We start from the raw sequence: 12707 nt of genomic DNA on the forward strand, positions 1-12707 counted from the left end.
CGCCGCGGAGATCCGCCGCGGGCCGTCGCCGTGCCGGGACGGGGACTACCGGCCGGCGATGTCCGATCCCCCGGTCGGGTCCTCGACCGCGTCGTCGTCCTCGACGACGACCGGCCGCAGCCGCGTCCAGACGATGAAGGCGAGGGCGAAGACCAGCATGCCGATGCCGGCCCAGAGGTTGGCGTTGACGTCGCCGGTCTTGGCGGCCTCGGCCTCGCCGTAGTCGACGATGCCCAGGATGGTCAGGACGACGCCGTACAGACCGATCAGACCGGCGATCACGATCCGGACGTCGTAGGCGCCGGCGGTGTGCTTGCCACCGGACGACCGGGCGGCCTGCCCGTTCGATGCAGTGCTCACGGGGTGCTCCTCTCGAGGGGTGCTGGCCGCGGTCAGCGGAAGATCAGGTTGAGGGCGATGACGAGGACCAGGGCGATGCCGGCCAGCTTGGTCGGCGACTGGTACCAGGGCAGCCGGTGCGCCTCGGGGTCGGTGCGCGCCTCCTTGGGCGTCTCGGAGTAGACCAGCCCGGCCAGCTCGGACACCGGCTTCGGCCGGGTCACCATGCTGACCCCCACGCTGACGGCGATGTCGACGACGAACGCCGCGCCGGCGGCGACGAAGCTCGCACCCTGCCCCTCCAGCCCGATCACGCCGGTCTCGCTCAGCGACCAGACCAGCACCGCGGCGAGCGTGCCGGACACCAGGCCGGTCCAGCCGGCCGTGGGCGTCATCCGCTTCCAGAACATGCCCAGGATGAAGGTGGCGAACAGCGGGGCGTTGAAGAACCCGAACAGCGTCTGCAGGTAGTCCATCAGGTTGTCGAAGTTCGCCGCGATCAGCGCGGTGAAGATCGCGACCACCGTGGCGCCGACCGTGGCCAGCCGCCCGACCCGCAGGTAGTACTCGTCGGGGCGGTCCTTCTTCACGTACTGCTGCCACAGGTCGTAGCTGAAGACGGTGTTGAAGGCGGAGATGTTGGCCGCCATGCCGGCCATGAAGGAGGCCAGCAGGCCGGCGATCGCCACACCGAGCAGACCGTTGGGCAGCACGTCGCGGATCAGCAGCAGGATCGAGTCGTTGTAGGTGACCCCCGGGTCCCCACCGGCCTTCAGCTGCTGGGTCTCGTTGACCAGGACCGCGGCGATCATGCCGGGGACGATCACGATGAACGGGATGAACATCTTCGGGAACGACCCGATGATCGGGGTGCTCCGCGCCGCCGACATCGACTTGGTCGCCATCGCCCGCTGGACCTCGACGAAGTTCGTCGTCCAGTAGCCGAAGGAGAGCACGAAGCCCAGGCCGAAGACGATCCCGATGACCGACAGCACCGGGTTCTCGATGCTGGTCAGGTCGCTGGCCGGCCACGAGCTGAGGTCGTTCTCGTTGCCGCCGCCGCGGATCGCGTCGATCAGCCCACCGACACCGCCCACCCGGTTCAGACCGATGAGCGTCAGCGGCAGCAGCGCGGCCACGATCACGAAGAACTGCAGCACCTCGTTGTAGATGGCCGCCGAGAGGCCACCGAGGGTGATGTAGCTGAGCACGATGACCGCGGCGACGATCAGCGAGATCCACTGCGGCCAGCCCAGCAGCGCGTTCACGATGGTGGCCAGCAGGTACAGGTTGATGCCGGCGATGAGCACCTGGGCCAGCGCGAAGCTCAGCGCGTTCACCAGGTGGGCCCCGGTGCCGAACCGCCGGCGCATGAACTCCGGCACGGAGCGGACCTTCGAGCCGTAGTAGAAGGGCATCATCACCACGCCCAGGAACAGCATCGCCGGGACGGCGCCGATCCAGAAGTAGTGGAACGTGGCCATGCCGAACTGGGCGCCGTTGGCCGACATGCCGATGATCTCGACCGCCCCGAGGTTGGCCGAGATGAAGGCCAGCCCGGTCACCCAGGCCGGCAGCGACCGGCCGGAGAGGAAGAAGTCGAGGCTGTCGGACACCCGGCGCCGGGCGGCGAAGCCGATGAGCAGCACGACCGCGAAGTAGGCGACGACGAGCACGTAGTCGACGACGTTCGCGTCGAGCCGCAGCGTCTCGTCAGCGGCGAGCACCACCAGGGGTTCCTCCTGATCGGGATGACGGCCACCGGCACGGGTGCTGCCGGTGGCTCCTGCCTGCCGTCAGGGCGGGGCACGGTGGTGCGGCGCGGTGAACAGCAGCGGGGACGCTAACGCCGTTGCGCGATGCGACCATTCCGGTGGTCACCGGGTCGGGTGAGGCACGGTGACGGAGAACACGAGAGCCCCCGACCCGGGTGGGTCGGGGGCTCTCCGCTGTAGCCCCGAAGGGATTCGAACCCTCGCTACCGCCGTGAGAGGGCGGCGTCCTGGGCCGCTAGACGACGGGGCCGTGCGCCCGGAGATCTTGCCACACCGGATCCAGCAGGGCGGAACGGGGGTGGGGTGGACCGGAGACGACGAGAGCCCCCGACCCGGGTGGGTCGGGGGCTCTCCGCTGTAGCCCCGAAGGGATTCGAACCCTCGCTACCGCCGTGAGAGGGCGGCGTCCTGGGCCGCTAGACGACGGGGCCGGACGTACTGCTCGTGGTGCTGGAGGAGATGGTGCTTCCTCGCTGGGGTACCAGGACTCGAACCTAGACTAACGGAACCAGAAACCGTCGGGCTGCCAATTACCCCATACCCCATTGGCCGTTCACCGCCTTGCGGCGACGGGAAGAAACGATACCCGATGCTCGGCGAGCGTGTGGAGGCACCCCCCCCCTGCCCGGCGCGTCAGCCCCCCGGCGGCCGGGCCCAGCGGTCGTCCGGCAGGGGTGGCTCAGCAGGCGCCGACGGTGGCCCGTACCCCGGCGGCCCGTAGGCCGGTGGCCCGTAGGCCGGTGGCCCGTACCCCGGTGGTGGCCCGTACCCCGGTGGTGGCCCGTAGCCCGACGGTCCGTACCCCGGTGGTGGTCCGTAGGCCGGTGGCCCGTAGCCCGGCGGTGGCCCGTGGGGCGGCGCTGGAGGCGCCGCGTACGGCGCCGGGCCGGCGGGCGGCCAGCCGGGTGCGCCCGCGACCGGAGGGGCGCTCCGCAGGTCCAGCGCCGGGCTGAGCAGCTCCGGGCGGATCCGGCGGCTCAGGGCGCGCACCCACAGCACGAAGGCGACCATGCCGGCGGTCCCGATCAGCGCCGCCCACCAGCCGAGCAGGTCGTCGGAGGCGTCGGCCGAGACCGCGCCGCCCAGCGCACCCCCGAGCAGGAAGATCACCATGTTGTTCACCGCGTGGGCGACGATCGCCGCCTCCAGGCCGCCGGTCCACCACACGACGGCGGAGAAGGACAGGCCCATGGCGAACCGGTAGAGGAAGGACTCGACGTCCGGCGGGAGGTGGGCGGCCGAGAACAGCGTCGCGGTCACCAGGGCGGCGACCAGCGCACCGGCCCGGGGCCGCCCGATCCAGCCGGCGATCGCCTGGCTGAGGTAGCCGCGGAAGGCGTACTCCTCGGCGGCGGCCTGCAGCGGCGTGGTGAACAGGACGACCAGGACCAGCCAGCCGTAGGAGGCCGACGGTCCGGTGACCCCGCCCGGCCCGGTCACGGTGTCGATCACCACCAGCACGGCCACCGCGACGCCGAGGCTGGCCAGCCCCCGCCAGACCAGCGGCGGGAACAGCCCCCAGCGCAACCGGCCCAGCACCGAGGAGGACCAGCCGATCCGCATGCCGTGCGCGACCGCCCAGCACAGCCAGATGATCGGGATCGCGACGATCAGGGCGATGTTGGTCAGCAGCAGCACACCGGCGTCGGTGAGGTCCATGTACAGGTCGACGGTGAGCCCGGTGAAGAGCGCGACGCCGCCGATCACCACGCCCGCCACCAGGTACAGCACGCAGAGCAGCAGCAGCCCCAGCACCGGCCGCCACCAGGCCCAGTCGCGGGAACGCATGAGCAGCGCATAGGGCTGCGGGGTGTCGTGCGGAGGGGCGCCGGGCGGGGTGACCGGCCGGCTGCGCCGACGGGCCGGCGGCGGCACGGCGGGGGCGGGAGCCGGGTACCAGGCGACCACCCGGGGCACCACCGGCGGAGCACCGGCGGGGCCCGTGGGCGGCGGGCCGGCGTAGGGCTGCCCCGGCTGGCCGCCGGGGCCGCCACCCCAGCCGGTCATCCCGTCGCGAGCCCGCGGGCGGCGGCCAGGCGGGCCAGGGTGCGCTCGCGGCCCAGCAGCTCGATCGACTCGTACAGCGGCGGGGAGACCGTTCGGCCGCTGACGGCCACCCGCACCGGGCCGAACGCCTGGCGCGGCTTGCGGCCCAGCCCGTCGACGAGGGCCTCCTTCAGCGCCGCCTCGATCGCCGGGGTGCTCCAGTCGGCGAGATCGCGCAGCGCGGCGGTGGCGGCGTCGAGCACCTCGCCCGCGCCGGCGCCCAGCTGCTTGTCGGCGGCGGCCTGGTCGATCTCGACGTCGTCGGTGAAGAGGAAACCCAGCAGCCCCACGGCGTCGGAGAGCACGATCATGCGCTCCTGGGCCAGCGGCGCGATCGCCGTCAGCACGCGCTGCTGCTCGGCGGTGGGCGGGTCGGCGACGAGCCCGGCCGCGGCCAGGAAGGGCGTGACCCGGGTCAGGAACTCCCCGGCCGGCAGCGCCCGCAGGTGGGCGGCGTTGATCGCCTCGGCCTTCTTCAGGTCGAAGCGCGCGGGGTTGGCGCTGACCCGGGTGACGTCGAAGGCCTCGACCATCTCCTGCACGGAGAAGACGTCGCGGTCCTCGGCGATCGACCAGCCCAGCAGCGCCAGGTAGTTGAACAACCCCTCGGGCAGGAAGCCGCGCTCCCGGTAGACGTCGAAGTTCGACTGCGGGTCGCGCTTGGAGAGCTTCTTGTTGCCCTCGCCGTTGACCAGCGGCAGGTGCCCGAAGCGGGGGGTGCCGGCGGCGACGCCGATGTCGGTGAGCGCCCGGTAGAGCGCGAGCTGCCGCGGGGTGGAGGGCAGCAGGTCCTCGCCGCGGAGCACGTCGGTGACGCCCATCAGGGCGTCGTCCACGGGGTTGACGAAGGGGTAGAGCGGGGCGCCGTTGCCGCGGACCAGCACGAAGTCCGGCACCGAGCCGGCGGCGAAGCGCACCTCGCCGCGCACCAGGTCGGTCCAGCTGATGTCCTCGTCGGGCATCCGCAGCCGCAGCACCGGCTGACGACCCTCGGCGCGGAAGGCCGCCTTCTGCTCCTCGGTGAGGTGGCGGTCGGCGTTGTCGTAGCCGAGCTTGGGGTCCTGCCCGGCGGCCCGCCGGCGGGCGTCGACCTCCTCGTTGGTGGAGAACGACTCGTAGGCGTGCCCGGCGGCCAGCAGCTTCGCCGCGACCTCCCGGTAGACCTCCGCGCGCTCCGACTGGCGGTACGGGCCGTTCGGGCCGCCGACCTCGGGGCCCTCGTCCCAGTCCAGACCGAGCCAGCGCAGGCAGTCCAGCAGGTGCCGGTAGGACTCCTCGGAGTCCCGGGCGGCGTCGGTGTCCTCGATCCGGAACAGGAAGCGGCCGCCGGTGTGCCGGGCGTGCGCCCAGTTGAACAGCGCCGCCCGCATCACCCCGACGTGCACCAGCCCGGTCGGGGACGGGCAGAACCGCGTCTTCACGCTCATCGGGCGCCCCCCGCGGTGGAGGTGGGGTCGGCGCCGGCGACGGTGTTGGTCAGCGCGCCCAGGCCCTCGATGGTGCACTCGACGCGCTGGCCGGGGGCGATCGGCCCGACGCCCGCGGGGGTGCCGGTCAGCACGACGTCGCCCGGCAGCAGCGTCATCACCTGGGAGATGTGCGAGATCAGCCGCGGGATGTCGAACAGCAGCTGGCTGGTGCGGCCGGACTGGCGGCGCTCGCCGTCGACGTCGCAGGTGAGCTCCAGGTCGGCCGGGTCCTTGCCCAGGCCGGCGAGGTCGGTCTCGATCCACGGGCCCAGCGGGCAGAAGGAGTCGAAGCCCTTGGCCCGGGTCCACTGCCCGTCGCCGCGCTGCATGTCCCGCTCGGTGACGTCGTTGCCGATCGTGTAGCCGAAGATGCTGGCCGGCGCCTGCTCCGGGGTCACCTGGCGGGCGCCGCGGGCGCCGATGACCACGGCGAGCTCGACCTCGTGGTGCACGTTGGTGCTGCCCGGCGGGATGCGGATCGCGTCGCCGGGGCCGATCACCGTGGTGGAGGGCTTGAGGAAGATCAGCGGCTCGGCCGGGGCGTCGCCGGTGTTCATCTCCTTGACGTGCTCGGCGTAGTTCTTGCCGACGCCGACCACCTTGCTGGGGAGGATCGGCGAGAGCAGCCGGACGTCGGCCGCGGCGAGGCGCTGACCGGTGAAGGAGATCTGGCCGAACGGGTGGCCCTCGATCTGGGCGACCTGGCCGTCCCCGTCGAGGACCCCGAAGGACATGCCGGCTGGGTGGGCGTAACGGACGATGCGCACGCCACGAGGCTAGCCGGGGTGGCGCACCGGCTCCCGGTCAGGCAGCTGCCCCGCCCGGCCACGACCAGCCGGTCGCCGCCGCGGCACCGGCCTTGACGGTGCGCCGCTGGGGTCGACAAGGTTGCAGAACGCATCACCGCATCGCTCGGCGTGCTGCGGGCGCGGTCGAGAGGGAGGGTGGCGTGGTGGACGGGACAGGTGTCGTGGCACCCGGACGGGTGGCCGTCGTGACCGGCGCGGCGAGCGGGATCGGGCTGGGGCTCAGCCGGCGCTTCGCCGCCGAGGGCATGCACGTGGTCATGGCCGACGTCGAGGAGCCGGCGCTGAACTCGGCCGCCGCCGAACTGGCGGGGTCCGGGGCCAGCGTGCTCCCCGTGGTCACCGACGTGGCCGACCTGTCCGCCGTGGAGGCCCTCCGCGACGCCGCGGTGGCCGCGTTCGGAGCGGTCCACCTGCTGTGCAACAACGCCGGCGTCGGTGGCTCGCAGGAGCCGCTGTGGGAGGTGCCGCAGGGCGATCTCGAGTGGGTGTTCGGCGTCAACCTCTGGGGCGTCGTCAACGGCATCCGGGCGTTCGTGCCGCTGCTCCAGCAGCAGGACGCCGCGCACATCGTCACCACCAGTTCGGTGTTCGGCCTGTTCGCCGGTTCCCTGGGGGCCTACGGCGCCTCCAAGCACGCCGCCGTCGCCCTCTCGGAGTCGCTGCACTTCCAGCTGCGGGAGGCCGGCTCGCACATCGGCGTGACCGTGCTCTGCCCGAGCGCGGTCCGCACCAACTTCGACACCTCGGCGCGCAACCGGCCGGGACCCGCGGGCCCGGTCACGGACGCCGGCGCTGCCACCCGGGCCGCCCGGGACGACCTGCACGCCAGGTCCGCGCCCCCGCGGGAGCCGGACGAGGTGGCCGAGCTGGTCGTGGAGGCGATCCGGACGTCCCGGTTCTACGTGCTCACCAACGCCGCCCGGGACACCGCGATCCGGATGCGCGCCGAGGAGGTCCTGTCCGGGACCCCGCCCACTCCCCCGCTGACCTGGTGACCCCGCCCGGCGGCCGGGATCGACGCACACGAACACACGAGGAGAGCGCATGACGCACGGCATCGGGCAGGAGCGGGCGACCGCGGCGGTGGTCGCGGCGCTGGCGCACGCGGAGGAGATCGGCGTGCAGGTGAGCGTCGCGCTCGTCGACGTCGCCGGTTTCGACCTCGTCGTCATCCGGGCGCCCGGTGCCCCCGGCTTCACCGCCGGCCTCGCCCGGCGCAAGGCGGCCACCGCCGCCGCGTTCCGCCGGCCCACCGCGGAGCTCCGCGAGATCCACGAGCGCCGCCCGGAGGTCATCGAGCTCGCGGGCGAGCAGCTGGGCTTCCGGCCGACCACGCTCGGCGGCGGCCTGCCCTGGCGGGTGGACGGCGAGGTGGTCGGCGGCATCGGGGTCAGCGGCGCCACCCCCGAGCAGGACACCGAGTGCGCCGCGGCGGCCCTGGCCGCACTCGGCGACGGCTGACCGGTCAGGCAGCCGGTCCGCCCGGCCGGGGCGGCTCCCAGCGCAGCACCGCGGTGCCGGCCGCCACGGCCGGCCCCGGGGGAACCGCCCGCAGCGCCGCGTTGCGCAGCGTCTGGGGCAGTCCGCCCGGCACGTGCGCACCGAACCGCGCGGTGTGCGCCGAGCGGCGGGCGATCTGCCGGCAGCGCGGCCGGCGGGCCCGGTCGAAGGCGGCCAGCGCCGGGCGCAGCGGGGTGCCGCCGGCCACCGGCTCGCCGATGAGCCGCCCCACGCAGACGCCGTCCTCCAGGGAGGTGTTCGCGCCCTGCCCCATGGTCGGCAGCATCGCGTGCGCAGCGTCGCCGATGAGGACCGTGCGTCCGCGCACGTAGGCCGGCAGTCCCCGCGGCAGGTGGTGCACGTCGTGCCGCAGCAGCTGTCCGGGGGTGGTGCGGCCGATGGTGGCCCGGACGTCGGCGGACCAGCCGGAGAACCGGTCGGCCGCCGCAGCCAGCTCGTCGGCGAACGGCGTCCGCTCGGGATGGCGCACGTAGCCGTACCAGTACAGCTGGGTCGGGCCGATCCGCACCACGCCGAACTCGGCGTCGGGGCCCCAGCGCGCGGTGAATCCGTCGTCCGGGGTGCTGTCGTCGTCCACCACCGCCCGCCAGCTGGTCCGACCGCTGTACCGCAGCGCCGCCCCGCGTCCCGGGAACAGCTGGCCGCGCACCACGCTGCGGATGCCGTCGGCCGCCACGACCAGGTCGGCGGCGGTGGTCTGCTCCCCCGCGCCGTCGCGCCAGGTGACGACCGCGGGCTCGCCGTCGGGGTCACCCGACTGCACACCGACGACGCGGGCGCCGGGGACGAGGTCGGCGGACGCCGCGGCGTCGAGCAGCGCCGCGTGCAGCCGCTGCCGGTGCACCCCCCAGGCGACGTTCGCGGCCCCGGGGTCGTCGGGCGCGGCCGGGACCCGCAGCAGCCACCGGCCGTGCTGGTCCCGGGTCCCGGCCGCCGCGGTCCGGTGCCCGGCAGCGCGGACCCGCCCGCCCACCCCGAGGGCGTCGAGCGCGGCCATCCCGTTCCGGGTGACCGCGAGACCGGCGCCGACCTCACCCACGGTGGTGGCGCGCTCCAGCACCCGTACCTGCCAGCCGGTCCGGAGCAGGGCGGCCGCCGCGGCCAGCCCCGCGACCCCGCCGCCGACCACGACCGCCGAGCCCGGTCCGGTCATCCGCGACCCGGCTCCGGGCGCACCGCCGCGGATGATCCCGGCCGGTGCCGCACGGCGTAGGTGAGGGCGTCGACCAGCGCGTGCCAGGAGGCCTCGACGATGTTGTCGTGCACGCCGACCGTGGTCCACTCGCCCGCGCCGTCGGTGCTGTCGATGAGCACCCGGGTGGTGGCGCTGGTGCCGCCGTTCCAGCCGAGGATGCGCACCTTGTAGTCGGCCAGCGACACCCCGGCGAGCGCCGGGAACCGGCCGACGAGGGCCTGGCGCAGCGCGTTGTCCAGGGCGTTGACCGGCCCGTTGCCCTCCGCGGTGCTGATGATCCGCTCCCGCTCCCCCTCGGCGGTGCGCACGTGCACCTTCACGGTGGCCTCGCTGACCACCACGCCGTTGCCCCAGTGCTCGACCGAGGTGCGGTAGCTCTCCAGCTCGAACAGCGGCTCGGGGGCGCCGGGCAGCTGGGCGCGCAGCAGCAGCTCGAAGGAGGCGTCGGCGGCCTCGAACGACCAGCCGTCGGCCTCGAGCACCTTCACCTGGTCCACGACCCGGCCGATGGCGTCGCCCTGGCCGGCGAGGTCCACGCCCAGCTCGCGGCCCTTGAGCTCCACCGACGCCCGCCCGGCCATCTCGGTGACCAGGATGCGCATGTCGTTGCCGACGACCGTGGGGTCGAGGTGGTTGTACAGCTGCGGGTCGACCTTGATCGCGCTGGCGTGCAGGCCCGCCTTGTGCGCGAACGCCGAGGCGCCGACGTAGGGCTGGTGGTCGTCGGGGGCGATGTTGGCCAGCTCGGCGATCGCGGCGCTGACCCGGGTGAGCTCGGGCAGGCACTCCGCGGGGACGACCGGCAGCCCCATCTTGGTGACCAGGTTGCCGATCAGCGCGAACGTGTCGGCGTTGCCCGCGCGCTCGCCGTAGCCGTTGGCGGTGCCCTGCACGTGCGTGACACCGGCCTCGACCGCGGCCAGCGAGTTGGCGACGGCGCAGCCGGTGTCGTCCTGGCAGTGGATGCCCAGTCGGCCGACCACCCGCGCGCGCACGTCGGCCACCACCCGGGCGACCCCCGTCGGCAGCATGCCGCCGTTGGTGTCGCACAGCACGCCGACCTCGGCGCCGGCGGCGAACGCGGCGGCCAGCACCCGCACGCCGTAGTCGGGGTCGACGGCGTACCCGTCGAAGAAGTGCTCGCAGTCGAGGAACACCCGCCGTCCGGCGGCGACCAGGTGGCTGACGGTGTCGGCCACCATCGCCAGGTTCTCCTCCAGCGTGGTGCGCAGCGCCTCGCGCACGTGCCGGACGTCGGACTTGGCCACCACGCAGACGACCGGCGCCCCGGAGTCCAGCAACGCCTGCACCTGCGGGTCGTCCTCGACCCGGACGCCGGCCTTGCGGGTGGCGCCGAACGCGACCAGCTGCGCGTGCCGCAGCTGTAGCTCGGTGCCCGCGCGGTCGAAGAACTCGGTGTCCTTTGGCAGCGCTCCCGGCCAGCCGCCCTCGATGAAGTCGACGCCGATCTCGTCCAGCAGCCGGGCCACCGCGAGCTTGTCGGCGACGGAGTAGCTGACGCCCTCCCGCTGGGCGCCGTCGCGCAGCGTGGTGTCGAAGACGTGGAAGTCGAGATCGGTCGGCACGAGGTCTCCCGGGTGAGGTGGGTCGTCCCCAGACATGAAAAAACCTCCCGGGGTACGGGAGGTTGCGCGCAGTCGGGGAGGTGACTGCGCGCTAGGCGATGATGATCGGGGTGCTGGCGTCCATCGGGTGGAGTCAAGCACGTCGGATCCCGGAGTGGAACGCCGCGTCCACTACCTGGGACGAAAAGGAGGTGCGTGCCGGGCTCCGCCGCGGCACCGTGCACGGCGACCGCGAGGAGGACGCCGTGACCACCTGGGAGCTCGTGCACCGCCCCACCGACGGCGAGGCCGTGGGCTGGCTCGAGCCGGGCCCGGACGGCACCGTCGTGCCGCGCACCCTCCCGGGCACCGTCGCCGGCCCGGCCCAGCCGCCCCCGGACGCGCGCGAGCTGCTGGCCGGCCGGGGGCTGGCGATGCTGTCGGGCCGCTGGTGGTGCCGGCTGCCCAGCCCCCTGCCCCGGGGCCGGCTGGACGCCGCCCGGCCCGAGCCGGACTGGACGTGGCAGCCGGTGGTGCTGGTCGAGGTCTCCCCCGCCGGCTGCCTGGTCGGCCTGGAGTGGCCGGCCCCCGGCGAGGCGGCCGCGCGGGCCCGGCTGCCGGTGCCGGTCGGCGACCTGCTCCTCCCCGAGCCACCGCCGTGACGCGCGTGAACGGCCCGTTCGCAGGCCCCCGCCGAGCGCAGCGAGGCGTGGGGGCGGACGGGCCGTTCCTCAGCCGCCGGCGAGCGCGGCCAGCCGGTCCCCGACCTCGGCGGTGCGGATCTGCGCCTTCGGGTCGCGGGTGGACAGGTCGAACGCGACCGCCGCGTTGATCTTCTTCGCCAGCTCCGGGCGGCCCAGGTGCTCCAGCATCAGGGCCACGGACAGCACGGTGGCGGTCGGGTCGGCGACGCCGGTGCCGGCGATGTCCGGCGCGGAGCCGTGCACCGGCTCGAACATGCTCGGGTTGGTGCCCGAGACGTCGAGGTTGCCGCTGGCGGCCAGCCCGATGCCGCCGGTGACCGCGGCCGCGACGTCGGTGACGATGTCGCCGAAGAGGTTGTCGGTGACGATCACGTCGTACCGGCCCGGGTCGGTGATGAAGAACATCGCCGCGGCGTCGACGTGCTGGTAGGCCACCGAGACCTCCGGGAACTCCGCGGCCACCTCCTCCACGGTGCGCGACCACAGCGACCCGGCGTGGGTGAGCACGTTGGTCTTGTGGATCAGCGTCAGGTGCTTGCGCGGGCGCGCGGTGGCCCGCTCGAAGGCATACCGGACCACCCGCTCGACGCCGAAGGCGGTGTTCAGGCTGACCTCGGTGGCCACTTCGTGCGGGGTGTCCCGGCGCAGCACGCCGCCGTTGCCCACGTAGGGGCCCTCGGTGCCCTCGCGGATGCAGAGCATGTCGATCTCGCCGGGCTCGGCCAGCGGGCTGGTCACGCCGTCGAAGAGCCGGGCGGGGCGCAGGTTCACGTGGTGGTCGAGTTCGAAGCGCAGCTTGAGCAGCAGGCCCCGCTCCAGGATGCCGGCCGGGACACTGGGGTCACCGACGGCACCGAGCAGGATCGCGTCGTGCTGGCGGAGCTCCTCGAGCACCGCGTCGGGCAGCAGCTCGCCGGTGCGCTGCCAGCGCGCCGCGCCCAGGTCGTACCGGGTCGTCTCGACGTCCGGCGCCACCGCGCCCAGGACCTTGAGGCCCTCCGCCACCACCTCGGTACCGATGCCGTCTCCAGGGACCACTGCCAGCCGCATGAGGCCAGAGGTTAGTGGTCGCGGTTTCCCCCACCACCACCCGCACACGCCGGACGCCCCCGGCGAGGGAGTTCCGCGCCGGGGGTGCCGGCCGTGGTGCGGTCGTCCGGGACCGGGGGGGGGGGGGGGGGGGGGGGGGGGGGGGGGGGGGGGGGGGGGGGGGGGGGGGGGGGGGGGGGGGGGGGGCGCCGGGGGCCCCCATGTGTGGGTCGGCGCCGCCGTGCGTCGGGTTTG

General features: G+C 74.0%; 11 protein-coding genes and 3 tRNA genes. 3 read left to right on the plus strand and 11 right to left on the minus strand.

What is annotated here, in order from left to right; all coding sequences use genetic code 11:
* Positions 1-45: 45 nt before the first annotated feature.
* The 8 genes from ACI79U_RS08140 to ACI79U_RS08175 form a co-directional block, all read right to left on the minus strand.
* Positions 46-360, minus strand: a complete 315-nt coding sequence (locus ACI79U_RS08140; protein ID WP_457066518.1) for a hypothetical protein — start codon at positions 358-360, stop codon at positions 46-48.
* Between the two features lie 32 nt (positions 361-392).
* Entirely contained in the window at positions 393-2069 is a 1677-nt protein-coding gene (locus ACI79U_RS08145) for a sodium:solute symporter family protein (protein ID WP_457066519.1), read from the minus strand.
* A gap of 222 nt (positions 2070-2291) precedes the next feature.
* A tRNA-Glu gene (locus ACI79U_RS08150) sits at positions 2292-2364 on the minus strand.
* Between the two features lie 108 nt (positions 2365-2472).
* Positions 2473-2545 (minus strand) — tRNA-Glu (locus ACI79U_RS08155).
* 42 nt (positions 2546-2587) lie between these two features.
* Positions 2588-2659, minus strand: a tRNA-Gln gene (locus ACI79U_RS08160).
* An 88-nt stretch (positions 2660-2747) separates the two neighbouring features.
* The gene (locus ACI79U_RS08165; protein ID WP_457066520.1) at positions 2748-4121 is read right to left on the minus strand and encodes a CPBP family intramembrane glutamic endopeptidase; all 1374 of its coding nucleotides are present in this window, start codon (positions 4119-4121) and stop codon (positions 2748-2750) included.
* Positions 4118-5587, minus strand: coding sequence for a glutamate--tRNA ligase (gene gltX, locus ACI79U_RS08170; protein ID WP_457066522.1), 1470 nt, complete (start codon positions 5585-5587; stop codon positions 4118-4120). The genes ACI79U_RS08165 and gltX overlap by 4 nt, the downstream gene beginning before the upstream one ends.
* Positions 5584-6396, minus strand: coding sequence for a fumarylacetoacetate hydrolase family protein (locus ACI79U_RS08175; RefSeq protein WP_457066524.1), 813 nt, complete (start codon positions 6394-6396; stop codon positions 5584-5586). Before ACI79U_RS08175 ends, gltX begins: the two co-directional genes overlap by 4 nt.
* A 203-nt stretch (positions 6397-6599) precedes the next feature.
* On the opposite strand from ACI79U_RS08175, the gene ACI79U_RS08180 reads away from it, so the two are divergent.
* Positions 6600-7433, plus strand: coding sequence for an SDR family NAD(P)-dependent oxidoreductase (locus ACI79U_RS08180; protein WP_457066526.1), 834 nt, complete (start codon positions 6600-6602; stop codon positions 7431-7433).
* A gap of 49 nt (positions 7434-7482) precedes the next feature.
* On the plus strand, positions 7483-7899 hold the full coding sequence (locus ACI79U_RS08185) for a GlcG/HbpS family heme-binding protein (RefSeq protein WP_457066528.1): 417 nt from the start codon (positions 7483-7485) through the stop codon (positions 7897-7899).
* A gap of 4 nt (positions 7900-7903) precedes the next feature.
* On the opposite strand, the gene ACI79U_RS08190 is transcribed toward ACI79U_RS08185, so the two are convergent.
* Positions 7904-9112, minus strand: a complete 1209-nt coding sequence (locus ACI79U_RS08190) for an FAD-dependent monooxygenase (protein WP_457066530.1) — start codon at positions 9110-9112, stop codon at positions 7904-7906.
* A complete protein-coding gene (cimA, locus tag ACI79U_RS08195) occupies positions 9109-10740 on the minus strand; it encodes a citramalate synthase (protein WP_457066532.1) in 1632 nt (543 codons plus the stop codon). The genes ACI79U_RS08190 and cimA overlap by 4 nt, the downstream gene beginning before the upstream one ends.
* A 191-nt stretch (positions 10741-10931) precedes the next feature.
* Here cimA and ACI79U_RS08200 point away from each other — a divergent pair, with 191 nt between their 5' ends.
* The gene (locus ACI79U_RS08200; RefSeq protein ID WP_457066534.1) at positions 10932-11381 is read left to right on the plus strand and encodes a hypothetical protein; all 450 of its coding nucleotides are present in this window, start codon (positions 10932-10934) and stop codon (positions 11379-11381) included.
* A 69-nt stretch (positions 11382-11450) separates the two neighbouring features.
* Here ACI79U_RS08200 and ACI79U_RS08205 read toward each other — a convergent pair whose 3' ends face one another.
* Positions 11451-12473, minus strand: a complete 1023-nt coding sequence (locus ACI79U_RS08205) for a 3-isopropylmalate dehydrogenase (protein WP_457066536.1) — start codon at positions 12471-12473, stop codon at positions 11451-11453.
* Positions 12474-12707: the final 234 nt, after the last annotated feature.

It is taken from the genome of Modestobacter sp. SYSU DS0904, from assembly GCF_054051115.1.